Genomic DNA, 23,288 nt, shown 5'->3' with positions numbered 1-23,288 from the left:
GCTAAACTAGAAGGCTGTGACTCCCCCCGCCACAACTGAAGCTGCAACCACGCCCGAGACCGCCTCAGCCAGACCCAAGATCGGCTTCGTCTCCCTCGGCTGCCCCAAGAACCTTGTAGACTCCGAGGTTATGATGGGCCTGCTCCATCAGGCCGGCGGTCAACTGACACCCGCAGCCGAAGACGCCGAGATCATCGTCGTCAACACGTGCAGCTTCATCGACTCGGCCAAGCAGGAGTCCGTCAACATCATCCTCGAGATGGTGCAGCACAAGCAGGCCAACGGAGGCCGCGCGCAGAAGCTTATCGTCGCCGGCTGCCTCGTCGAGCGCTACCGCGACGAGATCCAGAAGAACATCCCCGAGGTCGACGCCGTCGTCGGAACCGGCGAACTCGAAGCCATTCTCACCGCAGCTGGCCTCGCTCCCAAGCCTGCGCCAGCGACAGACTCGCCCTTCAACATCCTGCCGCAGGGCCTCGTAAGCCGCGCCCACAGCGCCGTGCAGCAGCACTCGCGCCCCGAGGAGGACTCGACGCAGGTAAAGATCGAGCATCACGAGATTGAAGTACAAAAACTTGAGTTGTCATCCCGACCGAAGCGCAGCGGAGTGGAGGGATCTGCTTCTCTACCGATAGCGCCGGAAGCTGCACACCTCGCCTCGCGCCCCGAAGGCGACCTCCGCGAACAACAAGGCCGCTTCTCCCGCACCGCATGGGACGGAGCCACCGCCGCGCTGCCGGAATATCTCTACAGCGACGAGACGCCGCGCATCCTCGCCACGCCGCGCGCCTCGGCCTACATCAAGATCGCCGAGGGCTGCGACCACCCGTGCAGCTTCTGCATCATCCCGCAGCTTCGCGGCAAGTTCCGCTCGCGCCGCATGTCGTCGATCGTCTCCGAGGCAGAAAAGCTCATCGCGCAGGGCGTCCGCGAGATCACCCTCATCGGCCAGGACACAACCTGCTACGGCGAAGACCTCGGCCTCACCGACGGCCTCGCCCAGTTGCTCGAAGCCCTCGCAACGCTCCCCGGCCTCAAGTGGCTCCGCTTCCTCTACACCTACCCCAACAAGGTGACGACGCGGCTGCTTGAGACGATGGCGAAGCACGGCAACATTGCGAAGTACCTCGACGTTCCGCTGCAACACGCGAGCGCCCCGGTTCTCAAGCGCATGAAGCGCGGCGGCAACGCAAAGATCTTCCTCGACCTGATCGAGAAGGCCCGCCGCATCGTCCCCGGCATCGTCATCCGCACCAGCTTCATCGTCGGCTTCCCGGGGGAAACTGATCAGGACTTCAACGAACTCGCAGAGTTCGTGAAGAGAGCACAGATCGACTGGCTCGGCGTCTTCACCTACTCCGACGAAGAGGGCGCGAAGGCCTTCGATCTCGACGCCGCCCTCAAGGTCCCCGAGCGCACCATCCAGGCCCGCCGCCGCAAGCTGATGAAGCTCCAGCAGAAGATCAGCGCCAAAGCCAAAGCCCAATGGGTTGGCCGCGAGATCGACCTCCTCGTCGAAGGCGAGTCCGAAGAGACCGAACTCCTCTGGGAGGGCCGCACCATCCAGCACGCCCCCGAGATCGACGGCAAGGTCTTCATCAACGACTTCGGCCCCCACGAAGAACTCGTCCCCGGCACCTTCTACCGCGCCGAGATCACCGAGTCGCATGATTATGATGTAGTCGCTCGCATCATCATGTGACTCGCGCTGCGGATTTACAATCGAAGCTGCAATGCCGAAAGCGCTCTTCTGTCCGACCTGCCGCAATGTTGTCCTGATCGACAACGAGAACTTTCCTTTTTGTTCTGACCGTTGCCGTCTGCTCGATCTTGGCAAGTGGGCCTCGGGGGACTACAAAGTTTCTACGCCGATTCAGGACCCCGATCTTCTCGAAGAGCTGTCCCGCTCAAAACGCGACAACCCCGGCAACAGCGACAAGGACGAAGACTAGGTGGCGAACTCGAACGTTCAACTGCGGCCTCCCTCGGAGAAAAAGACGCTCTGGGCCTGGACGGTCGGAACCTTCTTCGGCGCGGGTCTCCTCAAACCTGGCCCCGGAACCTACGGCTCGGCGGCTGCGCTCGCACTTTGGCTGGCGTTTGCACAGACGCTGCATCCGACTCATCTTTCTCTCATCACCTTTATCGCCGCTATTGTGGTGACGTTGATTGGGATTCCCGCTTCAACCATTGTTGCGCGCGAATCGGGACGCGAAGACCCTGGCCATGTCGTTATCGACGAGGTCGCGGGACAGCTCATCACGCTCGTTTTCTGTCCGCCGGACTGGGCCCACGCCATCGTGGCCCTCATACTCTTTCGCGCCTTCGACATCTTCAAGCCCTGGCCGATCCGGCGTTTTGAACGTCTGCCTGAGGGCACGGGAATCATGATGGACGATGTTGCGGCGGGCGTGCTGGCATTTATCTGTATGCAACTGCTGCGTCATTTTCTGTAGATGGCACAGTACCTGGGCCTTCGGCCCAGGCTGGTATTTTGCCGGGCCGTTGGCCCTTATATCCGCACGCTTAGGCCGGCTGCTTGTATTGCCTCGGCGGGCGGTCTAGGCTTAAGACGAATGAGTCTCTTCAGCTCGTCCTCGCCCCTGGCCCCGCACATCACACGCATCTCTCCGCCCGCCGCGATGCCCGGTGGTGAGATCGATCTGCATGGAACGCACCTGGACCCAGACAGCCGTCGCATGCCACATGCCACCATCGGCGATGTGTTTGCGCCGGTCAGCCTGAGCCGGCCGAATCGCGCTACGGTACGAATCCTCGACGGCAGCATCTCGGGCGAGATTGTGCTGCACCGCAATGGCGCGGCATCGAACCCGGTCACGGTGCACGTGGCCGTTCCCATGGCGGAGAACCTGCACCCGGTCGCTAACCCAGTTGTGGACGCCACGGGACAGGTCTTTACCACACTCTCTGGAGCGCGCGGGCAGGCAACGCCGGTCTCCATCTTTCGTATTCAGCGCGACTTCCAGATGCTTCCCTTCGTTCGCGAACTGATGAACCCGACCGGGCTGGCCTTCGACCACGGAGGTTATCTGTACGCAAGTTCGCGCGCCGAAGGGACGGTCTACCGCATTTCGCCAGAGGGCGAGATGTCGACCTATGCCGAGGGCATGGGGATCGCGACGGGAATCGCATTTGACCGCGACGGCAACCTCTATGTTGGCGACCGCTCGGGAACGATCTTCAAAATCAACCCTTCGCGCGAGATCTTCGTCTTCGCTACGCTTGAACCCTCGATCGCTGCTTACCATCTGGCCTTTGACGATGCGGGAACTCTTTACGTCACGGGGCCAACCACCTCGTCGAACCAGGCGATCCATGCCATCGACCGCGACGGCAATATCTCTGTCTACTATCAAGGACTCGGCCGCGCCCAGGGGATGGCGTTCGACGTCGACGGCAACCTTTACGTAGCGGCGAGCCTGCATGGGCAACGCGGGATTGTGCGCATTACGCCGTCGCGCGAGGCCTCGCTGGCGGTCTCCGGCAATAATCTTGTAGGGCTGGCGTTTGTCGAAGACGGCTGCGCGGTTCTGGCGACGCGGGATGCTCTGTTTCATGTGGCACTGGATATTGAGGGACGGCCGCTGCTCTCCTAACCGGCAACGCGCCTGTTTGGTGACACTTGCGCATGACTCTGGCAAATTGCCGTCCTTGTCGTGTACATTGATTGCGCATTCCAAATAGTCCGTTTACGCGCTATTACTTCAAAGACCGAACTAACTCCCGAGGAGGAGACCCCGTGATCACCCGACGCGAATTTCTCGACACACTCGCGGTAAGCGCCGCAGGCGTAGCCGTCAGCTCGAACGCAAAGAGCTATGCACAAATTATGGGGGCCAACGACCGCGTGAACTTCGCCGTCATCGGACTCAACAGCCGCGCTTACGCGCATCTCTCCTCGCTGAAGGCCAACGCAAAGACCTCGCACATCACGCACGTCTGCGACGTCGACACACCGATCCTGGAGAAGTTTGCCGGCAAGTCTGAGAAGACGCTGGGCTACAAGCCGGCAACTGAAAAAGATTTTCGCAAGGTGCTGGCGTCGAAGGATGTCGACGCGATTACCATCGCCACCCCCGATCACTGGCACGCACCCATGGCGATCGCCGGGCTAGAAGCGGGTAAGCACGTCTATGTGGAGAAGCCCTGTAGCCATAACCCCGGCGAGGGCGTCATGCTGGTCGCGGCGCGCGACAAGTACAAGAAGCTGGTGCAGATGGGCAGCCAGCAGCGCTCGTCTCCGCACACCATCGAGGTCGCGGCAAAGATCAAGGACGGCATCATCGGCCGCCCATATTACGCCAAGGCCTGGTACAGCAATACGCGCAAGTCGATCGGCTTCGGCAAGCCGGTTCCCGTACCCGCCACGCTCGACTGGGACCTGTGGCAGGGGCCGGCGCCGCGCAAGCAGTACATGTCGAACTACCACCCTTACAACTGGCACTGGTTCAAACACTGGGGTACGGGCGAGACGCTGAACAACGGCACACATGAGGTCGATGTCTGCCGCTGGCTGATCGGCGTCGACTTCCCCAAGCATGTCTCCGCATCCGGCGGACGCTATCAGTTCAAGGACGACTGGCAGTTCTATGACACGCTGGTCACCAGCTTCGAATACGACGACAAGATCATCTCCTGGGAGGGCAAGTGCTGCCAGGGCATGAAGTTCTATGACCGCGACCGCGGTTCGGCCATTATGGGCACGACTGGAACGGTCGTCGTCGACCGTGAAGGTTACGACATCTACGACCTGAAGGGAACGAAGACGTCGTCCTTCAGCGCGAAGAAAGAGGCTTCCGCTTCGTCTGCCGACACCGTGGGTGCGGATTCGATGACCGACCTGCACTTCGCCAACTTCATCGGCGGCATTCAGAAGGGCGAGAAGCTCAACGCACCGATCGAGGTTGGCAACGTAGCGGTCACCATGCTTCAGCTCTCCAACGTCGCGTGGGAGCTGAACCGCGGCCTGAATCTCGACACAACCAACGGGCACGTTCTGAACGATCCCGAAGCGATGAAGTTCTGGAATCGTGAGTACGAGAAGGGCTGGGCGCCGAAGGTCTAACCGCTGCAACACAGAGAAAAAAGCGGCAGTTCGCTTTGCGGGCTGCCGCTTTCCTTTGCACGGCAATTCGCATGAACAATTCGGAGTGCGAATCACGTCTAAAGAGCGGACGCTGACATGATGTCACTTACCGAAAAGATCTCATCGCTCGACTGGCCCGTTATCTCCACAGAACTTGATGAACGGGGCCATGCAACAACCGGTCCGCTGCTCACGCCAGACGAATGCAACCAACTCGCAGAGGGCTACAACGACGGCACGTTGTTTCGCAGCCGCGTCGTCATGTCGCGCCATGGCTTTGGACGCGGCGAGTACCAGTACTACAGCTATCCTCTTCCCTGCGCCGTTCAAGAGCTGCGCGAGGCCTTCTATCCGCCGCTGGCGCGAGTCGCCAATCGATGGAACGAGGCGCTGGGTCTCGCTGCGCCGGTCCCCGACGAACTGACGCAGTTTCAGCGGAGGTGTCATGCGGCAGGTCAGACGCGTCCGACGCCGCTTCTGCTGAAGTACGGGCAGGACGACTACAACTGCCTTCACCAGGACCTCTACGGCGAGCTTGTGTTTCCGCTGCAGGTTGCGTTTCTGCTCAGCGAACCGGCGCGGGACTTTACAGGAGGTGAGTTCGTGCTGACGGAGCAGCGCCCGCGCATGCAGTCGCGGGTCACCGTTGTGCCGTTGCGGCAAGGAGAGGGTGTCATCTTCGCAGTCAATCATCGGCCACAACGCGGAACGCGCGGCGTCTACCGCGTCGCCATGCGCCACGGAGTCAGCCCTGTCCGCTCCGGCGAACGCTTTACCCTTGGAGTGATCTTTCACGATGCGCAGTAGCGGCACACTGTGGCCAGACGTCTCCACGCCCTCGGAGGAACAGCTTGCCGAAGGGATCACTCTTCTGCGCGGCTTCTGTCGCGACGAGGCACAGGGTCTTCTCGATGCTATCGGAGAGGTTGCGGCAACCTCTCCGTTTCGTCAGATGATCGTTCCCGGCGGCCATACCATATCGGTCGCCATGACAAATGCAGGAACGCTTGGGTGGACGACTGACCGTACCGGCTATCGCTACACCACCCGCGATCCTGTTACAGGCAGCGCATGGCCCGCGATACCGGAGACGATGCTCTCGCTTGCCGTGCGCGCGGCGGCGGCGGGTGGTTTCCCCGGCTTCGCAACCAATGCCTGCCTCATCAATCGCTACGCCACCGGCGCGCGGCTGTCGTTGCATCAGGACAAAAATGAGCGCGACTACAGTCACCCCATCGTTTCCGTTTCGCTGGGACTTCCTGCGACGTTTCTTCTTGGAACGATGCGGCGAACCGATACGCCGCGACGTGTCCGCATCGAGCATGGCGACATCCTTGTTTGGGGAGGTCCGGCGCGCCTTGTCTATCACGGCGTCGCCCCCATCCGGCAAAGCGCGCACCCGCTTACCGGAGCGTTCCGCTTCAACCTCACCTTCCGTCGGGCAGTTTTATAGGCGCACGGACCAGCCTATGGCCCGGAAATTTCTCTATCATGGAGATCGTAGCTTCACTGCTCTCTCCCCGGCAGTTCGCTTGAGGACGCTAAACGCCGACATGATCGCAGAAATCATCGCAGCTGGTTCGGAGATGCTGACGCCGTACCGCCAGGACACGAACTCTCTCTATCTCACGGAGCAACTCAACGATTTAGGCGTGCAGGTGGCCTTCAAGACCATCGTGGGCGACAATCTGGAGCACCTTACGGGCGCAGCGCGCAATGCACTCGCCCGCGCCGACATCGTCATCTTTTCCGGAGGACTTGGGCCAACGGAAGACGACCTCACGCGTGAGGCCGCAGCCGCTGCGCTTGGTGTGGAAGTGCGCCGCGATCCATCGCTGCTTGCTGAGCTTTACAAGCGCTTCGCCGTCCGCAAGATGGTCATGCCGCCGAATAATGCGAAGCAGGCAGATGTGATCGCGGGGGCCACGGTGCTGACAAATACGAAGGGCAGCGCGCCCGGCCAGTTCCTCGACGCCACAGTCGACGGTTTCCGCAAGATCCTCATCCTGCTGCCCGGGCCTCCGGGAGAGTTGAAGCCACTCTTCGAACAGGCCGTGAAGCCGAGGCTGGCGGCCACGCTTCCGGCGCAGCATCTTGCGCGCCGTACCTTGCGGATGGCCCTTATACCGGAGTCCCATGTCGATGCGCGCACCGCCCCTATTTACAAGGAGTTCAGCGACATCGAGACGACCATCCTGGCTGGACACGGAGAGATCCAGCTTCACTTCGTCGCATCGAAGACCACGCTTCGAGAGGCCACGAGCAGGGTCGATGAACTGACCGGCCTGGTCGAAGCGGAGATGGAGGACGCCATCTTCTCTTCGCACGGCGAAAATCTGGAAGAGGTCGTTCTGCTGATGATGGGGCTTCGCCATCTGACGCTGGCGGCGGCGGAGAGCTGTACCGGGGGCCTGCTCGCTTCGCGGCTCACATCTGTGCCGGGAAGCTCGCGCTACTTTCTCGGCGGAGCGGTTGTTTACTCCGATGCGCTGAAGACCACCTTCGCAGACGTTCCCGCCGAACTGGTGGCCGCGGCAGGGCCGGTCAGCGAACCTGTAGCCCGGGCATTGGCTGAAGGCATCCGCGCGCGTACGGGAGCTTCGCTCGGCATCGCCATTACAGGCATCGCCGGACCTACTCCGGGCACGGGCCCCGACGCCGACAAGCCAATTGGACTGGTCTACATTGCGTTGGCCGACGGCAATCGGACGCGGGTTAAGGAGCTAAACCTGCCGGGCGACCGCGACCGGATTCGCTGGTGGGCCTCGCAGCACGCTCTGGAGCTTATCCGCATGACCTTGCTGGAATCACAGGCTTTTTGAACCGTTTACTCCTGCAATACCGCGACTTGATAGACTCAAACCTCAGACGACCATGACTCCCTGGCTGCTGTCCATCCCGATTGCTTACCTGCTGGGATCGATTCCCTTCGGCTACATCCTCGTGCGCCTTTTCCGGCATGAAGATATCCGCGCCACCGGCAGCGGCAATATCGGAGCCACCAACGTCATCCGGTCAGGAGCCAAGTGGCTGGGCGTTCTTACCCTCATCCTCGATGCGCTCAAGGGATACGCCGCCGTGCTTATCGCCGGACATATCGCGTCTCCGCTTGGACTTCCGCAGTCTTATGAGATTCCCGTTGCCGCTGCGCTTGCTGCTGTGCTCGGCCACTGTTTCCCTGTCTGGCTGGGCTTTCGGGGAGGAAAGGGTGTTGCAACCGCGCTTGGCGTCTTCCTCGCGCTTGCTCCACTTACCGTTCTCTGGGTCGTTCTTCTCTTCGTGGTCATCGTCTTCTTCACGCGGTACATTTCTCTCGGCTCAATCATTGCCGCAGGGATTCTTCCATTCCTCGTGCTGCCACATGCACCAGTGCGCACGACGATTGTGATCGCGGGATACATCCTCATACCACTGATCGTCATCCTCAAACACCGCCAGAACATTCGGCGCCTTATCTCAGGCACCGAGAATCGTTTTGGCTCGCATAAGGTGACTGCTTGAGTCGTATCAGCATCCTCGGAGCCGGTGCCTGGGGCACCGCCCTCTCACTCTCCCTCATGCGTCGCGGCGGACACAATGTCACGCTTTGGGCGCACTCGCCTGCGCTGGCAGAACAGCTCGCCGAAAACGGCGAGAACCTTCCCTATCTTCCGGGCTTTACCCTGCCGGCCGATATCACGGTAACGGGCGATCTGCCGTCGGCCATCTTTGAAGCCGAAATACTGCTCTTCGTTACGCCTTCGCAACACCTGCGCGGCATCGTCTCTCATATTGCTCCGCTGCTTACCCGAGACCAGCTCATCGTCTCCGCGTCGAAGGGCATCGAGGAGGGCAGCTTTCTACGCATGTCGCAGGTGATTGCCTCTGTGACGAACAACCCCTGCGCCGTTCTATCGGGACCAACGTTCGCGCAGGAGGTTGCCGCGGGGACTCCAGCGGCAATCGTGGCCGCTTCCAGCGATCCCCTACAGTCGCAAGTGATTCAACGCGACTTCTCGTCGCCCGCCCTTCGCGTCTACACCAACGACGACGTTACGGGCGTTGAGATGGGCGGCGCGCTCAAAAACGTCATCGCACTGGCCTCGGGAGTGGTTACTGGCCTCAACCTCGGCCATAACTCCGCTGCCGCATTGATAACGCGCGGCATTGCAGAGATGACACGCCTTGCCGTAGCCTGCGGCGGACGCAGGCAGACGCTTGCCGGGCTCTCAGGCATCGGCGACCTTGTGCTCACATGCACGGGAAATCTGTCTCGCAACCGCTCGGTCGGCATCGAGCTTGGCCGGGGACGCAGGCTCGACGACATCCTCTCCGGCATGGGAGGCAAGGTAGCGGAAGGCGTGCGCTCCACCGCATCGGCACTCGGCCTGGCGGCCAGGTACGGCGTGGAGATGCCCATTACCGAACAGGTTGACGCTATCCTGCACCGCAACAAGAAGCCCGCAGATGCCATCCGCGACCTGATGTCTCGACCGGGACGCGATGAATACCAGTAGCAGCCGGAACTTTTCGCCATTCCGGGCTATCTTCTTCGACTCGCAAGGACTGGGCATTCGGTTCGCGGAAAACTATCGCCGTTTGTCGACATGCCATCCACTTTGCGCATCTTAAGGAGTATGAACAGTCCGAACGGTGTCAAAAGACCCGTCAATGCGACGGGAAATGAATCTTCTCGAGAAGACTTACTGGGAGATTCCGAGTTTTTTCCGGTTGTTGTTGCTGCCAGCATAGCGCTGGTCGTCATTCTGATCGTCGCGATTGCAGTTGTCGGCGGTACGGGGAAGGATCTCATTCCTCAAAACAAGACATCTCACCCGCTATCGCAAGTTGTGATGTATCAATCGGAGACGGTTGCCTGAGACGATCTTCGCGGCAGCGGGATTCAGGGTGAAAAACCTCGACCTCCATCCGCTAAACTGGATGGAGTATGGTCTTCTCGTCTCTCTTCGGCAAACGTCCCGCCGAACCTGTACAGCCCGAATCCGCTGCCCCTGAGCCTGAGCAGAAGCGCGGCCTCTTCGACCGCATGCGGCAGGCGGTCACGCGCACCCGTGAGTCTCTCTCCGAATCCATCAGCTCCGTGGTGGCGCTCACCCGCGAAGTCGACCAGGCATCGCTGGATGCTCTGGAACCGCGACTGCTCGCGGCGGACATTGGAAGCGCTACGACAGCCATCATCATGGAGAACCTTCGCCAGCGCGCTCTTCGCACCGGTATCGAGAGCGGAGCGCAGCTCAAGCAGATTCTCAAGACAGAACTTCGCCAGATTCTCGACGGCGTCGCTCACCCCATCCAGCATCCCGCGGAGCCGCCTGAGGTCATTCTGATGGTTGGCGTCAACGGCACAGGAAAGACGACCACAACCGGCAAACTCGCGAATCTCTACCGATCGCAGGGCAGGAGCGTGCTGTTGTGCGCCGCCGATACCTTTCGAGCCGCAGCAATTGAGCAGCTTGAGGTTTGGGCACAGCGCTCCGACGTTCCGCTCATCAAGACCAGGCAGGGAGGCGATCCCTCGGCTGCGCTCTATGACGCGCTCGCTGCCGCAAAGTCTCGCTCCACCAGCGTCATGATCGCCGACACGGCCGGCAGGTTGCACACCAAGACCGACCTGATGAAAGAGTTGGACAAGATGCGGCGCACCTGCGAAAAGCTTGTACCGGGAGCCCCTCATCAGACGTTTCTGGTGATGGATGCCACCACCGGGCAAAACGGCCTTCAGCAGGCGCGTCTTTTTACTGAGGCCGCTCGGGTTACGGGCATCGTCCTGACCAAGCTCGACGGAACAGCCAAAGGCGGCATCGTCCTCGCTATCGCCACGGAATTGAAGCTGCCTGTTCTCTACGCCGGTATCGGCGAAAAGATCGACGACCTGATTCCGTTCGACAGCACCGCATTCATCGATTCACTTGTCGATTGAAGCAACTGGTCACACGCTGTAAGACGACTGTCACACACACATCCACAAAATCATAGGGATCAGCCAGGGAAGAAGGCGGCATCCTGGCTTGAATCGTCTATTCATTGCTCAAGGCATACAGTTCGTCACAAACTGGTGCGACTGCTCCCAATTCATTAGCGTTTGCTCTACAGCAAAGAGATTCTCCACGATTTTGGAGGACCGGGGCGTGTCCGATGCGTCCCCCAATCCTGTACACGCATTTCACAACACAGGGTAGGCATTTCATCACATAAAAAACCTGCCGGTCACTCTTCTCCTCTCGGCGCGCATCAACGGTCTGTTCCGTGCACTCAGATGCAGGTATCCGACAAGGAGATTCCCAATGACACGCTCTACCTGCATCGGCTTTGCTGAAAAGCTTCACCAACGGGTAACAACGTCGCTGCGCTTATGCGCTCTACTCTCCCTCCTCTGCATCGTCGTTGCCATACCGCTTCGTGGACATGCACAGACCAGCAAGGGCACTCTGGCTGGAGTAGTACGCGATACGACCGGCGCCGTGCTGCCGAATGCCACCGTTGTAATCACCAACGAGGACACAGGCGAAACCCGCACAGTGACAACGACATCCACAGGGGCCTACCGGGCGGAGGCGATCAACCCCGGCAACTATCGCATTCATGTAACTGACCAGGGTTTCGCGCCCTTCGATCTTCAGCACATCGCCGTACTTCCTTCTGTGGTCACCACTTACGATGCCGCATTGCCGATCGGTGAATCCACATCGATGGTGACGGTCGAGGCCCAGAGCAACTCGATCAATACCGAAAACGGCCAGCTTTCAGGAACGATTGCCAAGCAGGAGCTTCAGCAAGTCCCGATCTTCAGTCTGAATCCGGCAGATCTTGTCAGTGAGATGCCCGGCGTTACCCGGCAGTACGCAACGGTGCAGAACCTGGGTGGTTCTGGAGGCAATGGATTGGTAAAGCTCACCGTCAACGGAGCGCGTCCGCGCGCCAACAACTTCATGATCGACAGTCAGGACGTCAACGACGTCGGCCTCGGCGGCGAAGCGATTCAGCCGATCATGCCCGACTTCTTCTCGAGCGTCACCACGCTGCTCAATGACTCCAGCGCAGAGTTCGGCCGTGCTGGAGGAGCTGTGATCAACCAGGTCACGCAGCACGGCACCAATCGCTTTCATGGCAGCGTACATGAGATCTACACCGGCTCCGGCCTCGATGCCGTAGACGGTCAGTCACGGCGCTCTGCCGCGGGCAAAGCGCGGTACGACACGCACCAGTATGGCTTCACCCTCGGCGGTCCCATCATCAAGGACAAACTCTTCGCCTTTGGCGGCGCAACATTCCAGCGCTTTTACGGCACCGTCAAACCCTCTCTGCCGGTCGAGCTCCCTGACGCCAACGGTTTCGCCACGCTCAAGAACATCGCCGCTGCCGGCAACGCGCAGGCGAATCTCTTTCTTAGCTATCTGAATAGCGGATCGTACCTCGATAGCGCGGTCTACTCGCCCATCTCCAAAACCGTCGTCTCGAATCTGGCCGTAACACCGATGGCCGGCTGCCCCAGTGGCTGCACGATCACCACCGGCACCTTCCTGCGCAACGCCGTGGCACAGCCCAATCCCGATACGCAGTGGATGTACCGCATCGACTTTACGCCTACTTCGCGCGATACATTCACCGCCCGCTACATCCACGACCGCAATTCGATATCGCCGTACTTCCCTCTCAATCCCACAACGCTGCCCGGCTTCGACGCGCAGAACTTCGGTGTCTCCGAGCTTGGCGGCGGGACCTGGACCCATATCTTTACATCAAACCTGCTGAACGAGTTCCGCGCGTCGGAGACACGGATCAATGCGCAGTTCAGCCCTACGGCCGATACGCTCAAGAACCCTCTCGCCAAGCTGTACAACATTACCTTCGGCGGAATCGGACTTGGTGGAAGCGGCAATGGTCTTCCTGGGCTCTTCGGCATCTCTCAAAACATGCCACAGGGCCGCATTGAGGAGCTGTACCAGTTCCAGGACACCGTCGGCTACACGCACGGACGCCAGTCTTTCCGCATCGGGGCCGATGTCGGCCGCCTGCTTGAAACCGACCTCGTCGCGCAGAATGCCATCGGGTCGATCACGTACGCCTCCGACTCCCTCTCGGTGATGGACAACTTCCTTCGCAACCAGCTTGGCGCTTCGGGCTTTGCGACCAAGACCTTCGGTCCCACCCGTACCGACCCACACCTGTGGAAGCTCGCAGGATTTGTGCAGGACGACATCAAACTCTTGCCCGACCTGACCGTCAACCTTGGCATGCGCTACGACTATCTCTCGAACCCGCTCAATACGCTGAGCTATCCTGCCATTGACCTGAACAACGTCTTCACTGTACCCATCAACACCTACGTCAAGGTCAAAGAAGACAAGAACAACTTCGCGCCGCGCATCGGCTTCGCCTACGTACCGCATATGGGCTTCTTCGCGGATGGCAAGACGGTCATCCACGGCGGCATTGGCATCTTCTACGATCCGTTCTTCACCAACATCCTCGTGAACTCCGCGCAGTCCTCGCCGGTTGCCCCGACGGGCCTTCTCACCACAACCGCGGATGGCGGTCTGCCCAACTCCTCGTCGTTGATTGGCAGCATCACGCCTGTCTTCAGCCCCAACTCCGCAGTCCAGAGCGCCGTCAACACGCTGGTCAACCCGCTTACTTATCAGTACAACTTCGGCGTCGAGCGCGCCCTTCCGTTCCAGATCAAGGGGGCCGTCAACTACGTCGGTTCACGCGGACAGAAGCTCTACTCCAACCGCCAGCTCAACTACATCATCAATGGATCGCGCATCAACACCTCGCGAGGTGTCATCAACGTCCGCGACAACCGCGCCGACTCGCAATATCACTCGCTTCAGGTGCAGGTCGACCGTGGTTTCTCGCGCGGCCTCTTCTTCCGCATGGCGTATACCTACGGCAAATTGCTTGACGATTCGTCCGAGGTATTCACAACCTTTGCCTCGCCAACTTCATACTCCGCCAACCTCGCCGGCGACGGCCTTCATCAGGACTGGGGCCCCTCGGCCTATGATCGACGCAACCAGGTGGTTCTTACGTACTCCTGGAACCCGGCCGGCTTCCACGCTCAAAATATGGCCACCGACCTCCTGCTGAGTGCGTTCACGCGGCATATCACCATCTCCGGACAGACGCAGCTCTACTCCGGCCTCTACACCAGCTATAACGTCAGTGGCTTCGACACCAACGGCGATAGCAGCACCACCAACGACCGTCCCGTGCTCTCAAACAAGTCGGCGCCGGTTAACAGCGTCGGAATCGATGGCTTCTATCTCCAGAAGCAGGGCGGTATCAAGAACCTTTACTATGACCGCGCCGTCTTCAACCAGACCGGAGCTCTGAAGGTCGTCAACGCCAGCGACGTCCATTTCCTGGTGCCCAATGCCTCCAATGGAGTGGCGATGATCCGGCAGGAGATCGGTCGCAACAGCTATCCCAACGCCGGTCAGCAGTACTGGAACGTGGCCGCCGAAAAGGCGGTCCCTACTCCCTTCTTCCACCTGGAGGGAAGCTCCTTTGTCTTCCGTGTCGAGGCCCAGCAGCTCGGCAACCACAACAATGTCACCTACTTCACCAACAACGTCACTCAGGTAGGACAGTCGGGCTATCAGAACGTCTCGAACGCACGCGAGGCCAACAACCAGCATCTGCGTCTGTGGGCGAAGTTCCAGTTCTAGGGGCCTTAAAGCAAAAACTCTTCGGGCGAATGGCTTAGGCCGTTCGCCCCTTGCTTTTGCAAGAAAAGACGTGGCATCGGCTGGTCACGAGCGCGCTCAGTGGCTATCGCGCTATCCTCAACAGTGAAATGGCCGTTGCCCATCCAGCTTCGCTCACCGAGCAGGACGAGTTCTTCATGCGCCGGGCACTTGAGCTTGCCGCTCAAACGACTGCGCTTACCAGCCCCAATCCGCAGGTGGGCTGCGTCATCGTGCGCACGGACGCCAACGTCGAAGTCATCGGCGAAGGCGCGCACCTCTACGATAACTACGACCACGCCGAGATTGTCGCCCTCAAACAGGCTGCCGCCAGAGGGCTCTCCGCCTTTGGGGCCACGGCTTACGTGACTCTTGAGCCATGCAGCCACCATGGCCGCACAGGTCCCTGCGCGAATGCTCTCGTCGAGGCGGGAATCTCGCGTTGCGTTATTGCCACTGCCGACCCCAATCCGCTGGTCAGTGGACGCGGTATCCAGATACTTCGCGATGCGAATATTCAGGTCACCATCGGCGTTCTGAAACAACAGGCGCACGACCTCAACGACGCCTTTGCACATTTCGTACGCACGAGAACGCCCCTCGTCACCCTGAAGACGGCGCTTTCCGCGGACGGCAAACTTGCGCCTCCTCCTGCATCGCGCTTTCCGAACCAGCCATTCTGGCTCACTGGCCCTGCAGCGCGACAGGAGGTCCAGTTACTACGCCATGCCTCCGATGCAATCATGACGGGCATCAGCACGGTGCTCGCCGACAACCCGTTGCTCACCGATCGCACGGAAGAGTCGCGCCGCCGGCCGCTTCTCCGCGTTGTGCTCGATACGCATCTTCGTACCCCGCGCAGTTCGCAACTCGTCCGCTCGGCGAACCGCGATCTGCTGATCCTGACCAGCGCGACCGCCCCAGCCTGGAAGATTGAAAGCCTGACCCAGGATGGCGCGGAGGTTGAGGTGGTCCCCGAACATGCCGGGCGCCTCTCGCTTCCCGCAATTCTGGCCATGCTTGCGGAACGCAATATCCTCAGCGTCCTGCTGGAAGCCGGTTCACATCTCAATGGAGCTTTCCTGCGCCAGAATCTCGTCGACAAAGCTGTCTTCTTTCACTCCGACATCATGCTCGGCGATCAGGCCCTGCCATTTGCCCAGGGGACGGAGCCGGCATCTGTCTATGAGCAGTCCCTGCGGCGCCCTTCCATCACCGCCTTTGGCCCCGATACCTGTATCAGCGGCTATCTGCATGATCCCTGGCCCGAGTTCTAACCGTCTTCTGGCAAGCGGCACCCATTCACCTGTACCCTGTTGTTATGTTCACCGGGCTGATCGAAACCACTGGCACCGTTCTTTGCGTTACGCCGCACGCCGGTGTCACCCGTATCACCATCGGCGCCCCGGCACCGCTTATTAGCCGGCTAAACACCGGCGACTCGGTTGCAGTCAGCGGGGTTTGCCTTACGGCCCTCGACATTGAGCCCAATGCTTTCCCACCGCGTTTCTCCGCCGATCTTGCCGCCGAGACTATCTCGCGCACTACGCTCTCGCGCCTCAAGCCCGACACCGTCGTCAACCTTGAACTTCCTACGCCCGCGGGCTCTCCGCTTGGAGGCCACGTCGTGCAGGGTCACGTCGATGCGACGGCGACCCTTGTCTCGCTTGATGCTCTTACAGCCGACACGGAGACCACCGATTACCGCCTGCGCTTGACGATCCCCGACTCACTTACCCGCTACGTGGTTGAAAAGGGCTCCATCACCGTGGAAGGCATCTCCCTTACGGTTGCGGCCATTCGCGGCAACGAGGTGGAGATTGCGATCATTCCGCACACCTACGCCGCGACCAGCCTGCGCACCCTGTCGCCTGGCGATGGTCTCAATATCGAAGTGGATGTTCTGGGGAAATATGCCGAAGCCAGAGGCGAAAAAAACACGGCCTTTAGCGTCACAGAGCAGTACCTGCTTGCCAACGGTTATTGATTCCCTTTTCTTTTTCGCCGTCATGTAGCACGGCATATCAAGGTCTTCGCTGATTGCCGGGGATTCGCTTCCACGCACAGATACTGTTCATCCTGCATCTGCGCCTTCCGTTGAGAGCCTCCATCCATACGGCCCGTAACTTGACTGCTCTGTGTCTTCTGCACTCCGCCAGGGGATCTGCCCCTCGCGTATCGTCTCCTCAAAATCTTCGGCGCAGAGTGGCGGTGCCAGGAGGAATCCTTGAACCTCGTCGCATTGGAGCTGCCTAAGTTGCGATAGCTGCGTCTGAGTCTCAACTCCCTCGGCAACCACCACCATATTGAGGGCATGCGCCAGCGCGATGATTGCTGAAACCATCGCCACGCCTTCCCGTCCATGCCGGTCCAATCCCTCTGTAAAGAATCGGTCGATCTTCAACTGCTTGACGCGGAACTGCTGGAGGTACGCCAGGCTTGAGTAACCAGTACCGAAGTCGTCGACAGCAACGTCGAACCCCGATAACTGAAATCTCCTGATGATCTCGGAGGTCAGTTCGGGATTGCGCATCGCAACCGTCTCCGTAATCTCGAACATGATCCACTCCGGCTCCACTCCCTCCGCGCGCGTCATCGCGAGCACTGTCTCCACATAGTCGGCCTTGCGCAACTGCTCCTGCGAGAGATTGATGGCTATCTTCACCAACGGTAATCCTGCCCTCTGCCATCGCTTGATATACCGGCACACCTCGGCAATCACCCAATTGCCGATTGGCAGAATCTGGCCTGTGCGCTCTGCTACTGGAATAAACTCCAGCGGAGGAATATCGCCTAGCTTCGGGTGCTCCCAACGGATCAGGGCTTCGGCGCCGACGATCTCGCGATTCGGCCCACGAAACTTCGGCTGAAAGTGCAATGTCAGATGTTTCTTCTCCAGGGCCTCCGCCAGGCCACGCTGAATAGAAAGCGTCCTGGCTACTGCCTGACTCATCCCCACGTCGAAGAACCGGTAGGTATTCCGGCCCTCGTGCTTTGCCTCATACATCGCCGTATCTGCGTTCTTCAGCAGTTCTTCGACCGATTCGCCATCTCCTGGATATACGGCAATCCCGATTGATGCCGTCACCCGTAACGGAGCTCCGTCGATCACAAAGTCCTGCTGCATCCGGCGAAGTATTCCTTCGGCAATGGGAGCTACCTCCTGCTGAAAGCCGATCCGCTCCAGCAGAACGATAAACTCATCGCCGCTCAGTCGCGCTACCGTGTCCTCGTGCCTGACGCTATGTACCAGTTGCCGCGAAAATGCCTTCAGCAGCCTGTCGCCCGCGGTATGCCCCAGTGAGTCGTTTACGGTCTTGAACCCGTCAAGATCCATAAACATCAAGGTAAAGGTCGTGCCGTGTCTACGAGCGTCAAAGATTGCCTGTTCCAGGCGCTCGATCAATGCGCTACGATTTGGAAGCCCCGTCAACGCATCTTCTGTCGCCATCGTGAGCAACCGCTCATTGACATCGGCCAACGAGGCGTTCAACTCAGCCTTCTCCAGCGATGCCTTCAACTGAAACTCCTGCAGATCGTATCGCGCATCCAGCATGGAGTAGATCAAAGTCATCGTCAGCACACACAAAGTGGAAGCTGTCACGGTAAACGCCAGCCAACTGGTACTGACGCCGTTCGACGCTTCGCACATAGCCCCGCTGTGAAACATGGCCGCCGCCATGCCCGTGTAGTGCATTCCCGCGATCGCCACGCCCATGACAAAACCGGCACCGCATCGCTTCAGCAGGAGATAACGATGATTCCCTTCCCGCAGTGTAAATGCAATCCATAGCGCCGCCCACGACGCAACGATAGCAATTGCAACCGAGGTCCAGAACAGTCTCGGACTATATGTAATCGCCGGGTGCATCCGCAGGGCGGCCATGCCCGTATAGTGCATCGCGGCTACGCCGAGCCCCATCAGAACGCCGCCGGCGGCCAGACGCTCCCTGCTCAACTCATCTCTCGTTACGATATGGAGCGCAAAACCGGAGATCAGGATCGCAATCAACAGGGAGTATCCCGTGATCCGGGCGTCATACCCCAGCTGGATCGGCATCTGGAAGGCCAGCATCCCGATAAAGTGCATCGACCAGATGCCCAGCCCCATAGCGACCGCGCCGCCAATCAGCCAGATAAACCGCTTTCTCGCCGACACATGGATCGAACGGATGCGTCCCGCCAGATCCAGCGCCGTGTACGACGCAAACATCGCTACCAGCAGAGAAAGCGCAACAAGATAGTAGTTGTACGAACCATGCATCAGGACCAGCTCCGCGAAAAAATCCAGTGCAATCAAAATTATCCCTGCAAGCAAGGATGGTTACTGGAATATCACAAAAATAGAAAAGATCGATGGCCCAAAAAGGGCATGACTTTACCCATATGGGTACTCCGATGTTTGTGTGGCACGACCCACACTGAAAAGCACGAGGGCGCCGCCAAATTGACCGCGCCCTCGCTCATCACCCGAACCAGTACCACCCGGACCGGGGAATCTCTCCCAATCGTCAGATCGAGCTCATGTTGTGGAGGAACTCCTGGTTGTTTCTCGTCTTTGCCAGCTTGTCCGTCAGGAGCTCCATCGCTTCCACAGGAGACAACGGATTCAATACCTTACGGAGCACCCAGATACGCTGCAGGTCTTCCTTCGGGATCAACAGCTCTTCCTTACGCGTACCGGAACGCTGAATGTCGATCGCCGGGAAGACACGCTTGTCGACCAGCTTGCGGTCGAGGATCACTTCCATGTTGCCGGTACCCTTGAACTCTTCGAAGATGACCTCGTCCATTCTGGAACCGGTGTCGACGAGGGCCGTTGCGATAATCGTGAGCGAACCACCCTCTTCGATGTTGCGGGCCGCACCGAAGAACCGCTTCGGCCGCTGCAGAGCGTTGGAATCCACACCACCCGAGAGCACTTTGCCGCTGGGGGGAACGATGGTGTTGTAGGCACGGGCCAGACGGGTGATGGAGTCCAGCAGAATCACGACGTCGCGCTTGTGCTCGACCAGGCGCTTGGCCTTCTCGATCACCATCTCGGCTACCTGTACGTGGCGGGCCGCCGGCTCATCGAAGGTCGAGCTGATGACCTCGCCCTTGACCGAACGCTGCATGTCGGTGACCTCTTCCGGGCGCTCGTCGATCAGCAGAACGATCAGTACCACCTCGGGATGGTTCGAGGTAATCGAGTTTGCGATCGACTGTAGAAGCATCGTCTTGCCGGTACGCGGAGGAGCGACGATCAATCCACGCTGCCCCTTACCTACCGGAGTCAGCAGGTCCATCACACGGCCGGATATATTGTCGCGAACCGTCTCCATCTTCACCCGCTCTTCGGCATAGAGCGGGGTCAGGTTATCGAACAGAATCTTATTGCGCGTCTCCTCGGGAGACTCAAAGTTGATCGCTTCGATCTTCACCAGCGCAAAGTATTTCTCGCCCTCATGCGGGGGACGGACATTGCCGGAGATCGTGTCGCCTGTCTTCAGGTCGAACTTGCGAATCTGCGAAGGCGAGACGTAAATGTCATCCGGGCCTGGCAGGTAGTTGTAGTCGGGGGAACGAAGGAAGCCGTAGCCGTCGGGCAGAATCTCCAGAACGCCTTCGGCGAAAATGTGGCCTTCCTTCTCGCTCTGCGCCTGAAGAATCTTGAATATGAGGTCCTGCTTGCGGAGGCCGCTGGTGCCGGCGATGTCGAGCCCGCGGGCAAGTTTACCCAGCTCGGCGATATTGTGTTCTTTCAACTCAGAGATGGTCATGTTTTACCTTGTTGTATCGATTAGCGATAGGAGGGATTTTGAAATCTTGGCGGGATCTGCCTGACAGATGGGTCGTGCGGGAAGGCCTGCGGGATATTCAATTTTGAGGGATTTTTTTTTGCGGACAAGGCGTTAGAGGTGAATAAAAAAGGAACAGCCGCGCGTTAAGCCGCGCGGCGCTCCTGAACCTGAATCTTCTGTACCGGCGCATCTGCGTGCTCGCCAGCGGGCAGAGAATCCTTGAACCGATCAAGAACCTCGTTGGTGGTGTCCTGCAGGCGAGTGTTCGGCTTGTGCAGCTTACGCGTCGCCTTCGAGGCCAATTGACAGAGCTCATAGCGGTTCTTTACGTGAGTGAGAGCTCCAAAAATAAGGTCTGAGCGCATCATCTTCTCCTTTATTCAATCTTTGTCACGAGCAGACGTGTGCTGTTCACGCTCCATCGCCCGCAATCTTCCGTCTCTTCGCTTTGGCAGGAATCGCAACAATCTTATCCCGCCACACTTCAATTAGACGCAGAAACCCGAAAAAGGGTTCTGTCATTTTTTGGTAATTCTCTGCTAACTATCTCAATCCAAAAACGATCCGCCGATTATCGGGCGGACAAACCAAACCGCGCCCGCGTCTCCGCCTGCGCTGATCGTGAAGAACCCTGTCTGCTTTGTTTTCACCGGCAACCTGCGTCTCAAGGGAACACAGACAAGCAGATAAAAGCCCCGCTCAAGGTAAAACTTAAACCTTGGGTGCCGGATGTATTTTTCATACCGAAACTCAGTTGATCTGAGCTGCAATATCCTCGACCTCATGAAAAATAAATCTTCTGCGCTCTCAGGTCAATCTTTATTTTGGAAATCTACAGGTGGAAAACATTCCAGAATCGGGATTTTTTATCGAGCAGGCCGGCATTCGGATTCAATGGGTGACGTATCGCCATTAAGTGCATTTACAATCAATCACTTAAAATAAGTCTGATGCAGGTAAAGCCGGTACCCGTTTCTACGCCGGCCAGTTCGATCTAGGACCAATAGCTCCGATCGAGTGTGCGATATTGGATCGCCTCAGCGATGTGCTTTGTTCCTATGCTTTCGGCCTGATCCAGGTCGGCAACCGTCCGAGCGACCTTTAGAATCCGGTCATGCGCCCTGGCGCTCAACCCTTGCTGCTGCATGGCCCGCTCCAGCAGGCGCTCGGCCTCAGGTTCGAGGACGCAAAAGGCACGAATCTGCTGGGTTGTCATCTGCGAGTTGGCATAGACCCTATGCGCAGCGGTCTTCCCGGAACCCTTCAGTTTTGCAGCAGGCTGCTGGAACCGTTCGTGCTGTCTGCTCCGCGCGGCCAGGACCCGCTCGCGAATTTCGGCTGAGCCCTCGGCGGCCGCTCCGCCTCGCAGCTCCTTGTACTCAACTGCGGGGACCTCTATATGGATGTCGATGCGATCCAGCAGAGGGCCGCTAACCTTTGAGACATAGCGCTGGATCATCGGTGGCGTGCACATGCACTCGCGCCGCTTATCGTTGAAGTAACCGCAGGGACAGGGATTCATTGCCGCTGCCAGCATGAACCGCGCCGGAAAGCTGAGACTCATGGCTGCCCGGGAGATAGTCACTGTTCCATCCTCCAGGGGTTGCCGCAGCACTTCGAGGACGTTGCGGGGAAACTCCGGCAGCTCGTCAAGAAAGAGCAGGCCGTTGTGAGCGAGCGAGACTTCGCCTGGGCGGGGGACCATGCCGCCGCCGATCAACCCTGCATCGGAGATGGTGTGGTGAGGAGAACGGAAGGGCCTGTAGGCCACCAGGCCCTGCTCACCGTCCAGGACTCCGGCAACGGAGTGAATCTTCGTCGTCTCCAGGGCCTCCTCGAACTTGAGTGGGGCCAGGATGGAAGGAAGCCGCTTGGCCAGCATGGTCTTGCCGGAGCCGGGAGGCCCGATCATCAGGATGTTATGTCCACCGGCGGCGGCAACCTCGAGCGCGCGCTTGGCCACGTGCTGACCGCGAACATCTTTGAAGTCGAAAGGGAAGGTCTGGGCTTCCTCGAGAAGAGCACTCGCACGGACCTCCAGGGGAGGGACGCTCAGAGTTCCGGTTGCCGCAGAGTTCAACAACTCTCGAACTTCCAGCAGGCTCCTTACAGGGAAAACTCTCACGCCTTCAACGACTGCCGCCTCACGAGCATTGCTTGCCGGGACAACCAGGTTCCTGATTCCATGCGCACGGGCTGCAACCGCGATGGGCAGCATACCGGGGACCGCGCGTACCGTTCCATCGAGTCCTAGTTCGCCTACGAGCAGGAAGTCGGAGAGGTCCTTGATGGTCAATGCGCCGTATGCGCCAAGAATGCCTATGGCAATAGGCAGGTCAAAGCCAGAGCCTTCCTTCTTCAGGTCGGCCGGGGCGAGGTTGATGGTGATGCGGGTTGGAGGAATCTCGAAGCCCGAGTTCTTGATCGCCGAGCGTACGCGGTCGCGGCTCTCGCGCACCGCTGCGTCGGGAAGTCCAACCGTGCTGAACTGCTCCTTGTCGAGTTTGATCTGAGAGAAGTCGATCTCAACGTCGATCAGGTGAGCGTCGATTCCGTATACGGCAGCACTGCGGGCCTTGAAAAGCATCGTGAGCCTGGTATGTCCTTGAGGCGGTGGAGTGTTCGGCGAGTATAGCACTCACTCTTCCCCTTCCACGCTGGCACAAAGGTCGCAGAACTCTCCCTACCTCTGGACGAACAACGGCAGCG

The 23,288-nt window shown here is 59.2% G+C and carries 19 protein-coding genes; 15 read left to right on the top strand and 4 right to left on the bottom strand.

The genetic code is table 11. The features are described from left to right. Window positions 1-16: 16 nt before the first annotated feature. From rimO to JSS95_00230, 15 genes are all read left to right on the top strand, one after another. The gene (rimO, locus tag JSS95_00300; protein ID MBS1798242.1) at window positions 17-1,702 is read left to right on the top strand and encodes a 30S ribosomal protein S12 methylthiotransferase RimO; all 1,686 of its coding nucleotides are present in this window, start codon (window positions 17-19) and stop codon (window positions 1,700-1,702) included. A 31-nt stretch (window positions 1,703-1,733) separates the two neighbouring features. Then, window positions 1,734-1,952 carry a DNA gyrase inhibitor YacG gene (gene yacG / locus JSS95_00295; protein ID MBS1798241.1) on the top strand — a complete coding sequence of 73 codons (219 nt, stop codon included), beginning with the start codon at window positions 1,734-1,736 and terminating at the stop codon, window positions 1,950-1,952. Continuing rightward, entirely contained in the window at window positions 1,953-2,456 is a 504-nt protein-coding gene (locus JSS95_00290; protein ID MBS1798240.1) for a phosphatidylglycerophosphatase A, read from the top strand. A gap of 120 nt (window positions 2,457-2,576) precedes the next feature. Beyond that, window positions 2,577-3,617 (top strand): gluconolaconase, encoded by a 1,041-nt coding sequence (locus JSS95_00285; GenBank protein MBS1798239.1) that lies wholly within the window; start codon window positions 2,577-2,579, stop codon window positions 3,615-3,617. Window positions 3,618-3,760: 143 nt separating this feature from the next. Continuing rightward, window positions 3,761-5,086, top strand: coding sequence for a Gfo/Idh/MocA family oxidoreductase (locus JSS95_00280; protein ID MBS1798238.1), 1,326 nt, complete (start codon window positions 3,761-3,763; stop codon window positions 5,084-5,086). A 120-nt stretch (window positions 5,087-5,206) separates the two neighbouring features. Then, complete coding sequence (locus tag JSS95_00275) at window positions 5,207-5,914, top strand: 2OG-Fe(II) oxygenase (GenBank protein MBS1798237.1); 708 nt, start codon at window positions 5,207-5,209, stop codon at window positions 5,912-5,914. Beyond that, window positions 5,904-6,560 (top strand): DNA oxidative demethylase AlkB, encoded by a 657-nt coding sequence (alkB, locus tag JSS95_00270; GenBank protein MBS1798236.1) that lies wholly within the window; start codon window positions 5,904-5,906, stop codon window positions 6,558-6,560. The genes JSS95_00275 and alkB overlap by 11 nt, the downstream gene beginning before the upstream one ends. Before the next feature lie 100 nt (window positions 6,561-6,660). Next, window positions 6,661-7,929 carry a competence/damage-inducible protein A gene (locus JSS95_00265; protein MBS1798235.1) on the top strand — a complete coding sequence of 423 codons (1,269 nt, stop codon included), beginning with the start codon at window positions 6,661-6,663 and terminating at the stop codon, window positions 7,927-7,929. Between the two features lie 52 nt (window positions 7,930-7,981). Next, the gene (gene plsY / locus JSS95_00260; protein MBS1798234.1) at window positions 7,982-8,608 is read left to right on the top strand and encodes a glycerol-3-phosphate 1-O-acyltransferase PlsY; all 627 of its coding nucleotides are present in this window, start codon (window positions 7,982-7,984) and stop codon (window positions 8,606-8,608) included. Then, window positions 8,605-9,603 (top strand): NAD(P)-dependent glycerol-3-phosphate dehydrogenase, encoded by a 999-nt coding sequence (locus JSS95_00255; protein ID MBS1798233.1) that lies wholly within the window; start codon window positions 8,605-8,607, stop codon window positions 9,601-9,603. The genes plsY and JSS95_00255 overlap by 4 nt, the downstream gene beginning before the upstream one ends. Before the next feature lie 120 nt (window positions 9,604-9,723). Next, entirely contained in the window at window positions 9,724-9,966 is a 243-nt protein-coding gene (locus tag JSS95_00250; GenBank protein MBS1798232.1) for a hypothetical protein, read from the top strand. A gap of 68 nt (window positions 9,967-10,034) precedes the next feature. Further along, complete coding sequence (gene ftsY, locus JSS95_00245) at window positions 10,035-11,027, top strand: signal recognition particle-docking protein FtsY (GenBank protein MBS1798231.1); 993 nt, start codon at window positions 10,035-10,037, stop codon at window positions 11,025-11,027. Window positions 11,028-11,391: 364 nt separating this feature from the next. After that, window positions 11,392-14,778, top strand: a complete 3,387-nt coding sequence (locus JSS95_00240; protein MBS1798230.1) for a carboxypeptidase regulatory-like domain-containing protein — start codon at window positions 11,392-11,394, stop codon at window positions 14,776-14,778. A 128-nt stretch (window positions 14,779-14,906) separates the two neighbouring features. Beyond that, entirely contained in the window at window positions 14,907-16,073 is a 1,167-nt protein-coding gene (gene ribD, locus JSS95_00235) for a bifunctional diaminohydroxyphosphoribosylaminopyrimidine deaminase/5-amino-6-(5-phosphoribosylamino)uracil reductase RibD (protein ID MBS1798229.1), read from the top strand. A 44-nt stretch (window positions 16,074-16,117) separates the two neighbouring features. Continuing rightward, window positions 16,118-16,783: a riboflavin synthase gene (locus JSS95_00230; GenBank protein ID MBS1798228.1), complete on the top strand. Its 666-nt coding sequence runs from the start codon at window positions 16,118-16,120 to the stop codon at window positions 16,781-16,783. Between the two features lie 87 nt (window positions 16,784-16,870). On the opposite strand, the gene JSS95_00225 is transcribed toward JSS95_00230, so the two are convergent. The 4 genes from JSS95_00225 to JSS95_00210 all read right to left on the bottom strand — a co-directional run bounded on the left by JSS95_00225 (window position 16,871) and on the right by JSS95_00210 (window position 23,166). Beyond that, window positions 16,871-19,060 carry an EAL domain-containing protein gene (locus tag JSS95_00225; GenBank protein MBS1798227.1) on the bottom strand — a complete coding sequence of 730 codons (2,190 nt, stop codon included), beginning with the start codon at window positions 19,058-19,060 and terminating at the stop codon, window positions 16,871-16,873. A 247-nt stretch (window positions 19,061-19,307) separates the two neighbouring features. Beyond that, window positions 19,308-20,558, bottom strand: coding sequence for a transcription termination factor Rho (rho, locus tag JSS95_00220; protein MBS1798226.1), 1,251 nt, complete (start codon window positions 20,556-20,558; stop codon window positions 19,308-19,310). A 164-nt stretch (window positions 20,559-20,722) separates the two neighbouring features. Beyond that, window positions 20,723-20,944 (bottom strand): DNA-directed RNA polymerase subunit omega, encoded by a 222-nt coding sequence (locus JSS95_00215; protein ID MBS1798225.1) that lies wholly within the window; start codon window positions 20,942-20,944, stop codon window positions 20,723-20,725. A 629-nt stretch (window positions 20,945-21,573) separates the two neighbouring features. After that, entirely contained in the window at window positions 21,574-23,166 is a 1,593-nt protein-coding gene (locus JSS95_00210; protein MBS1798224.1) for a YifB family Mg chelatase-like AAA ATPase, read from the bottom strand. Between the last annotated feature and the right edge of the window lie 122 nt (window positions 23,167-23,288).

This window comes from Acidobacteriota bacterium (assembly GCA_018268895.1).
In the GTDB taxonomy this organism is placed as follows: Bacteria; Acidobacteriota; Terriglobia; order Terriglobales; family Acidobacteriaceae; genus Edaphobacter.
This window is presented reverse-complemented; position numbering and strand designations above follow the sequence as displayed.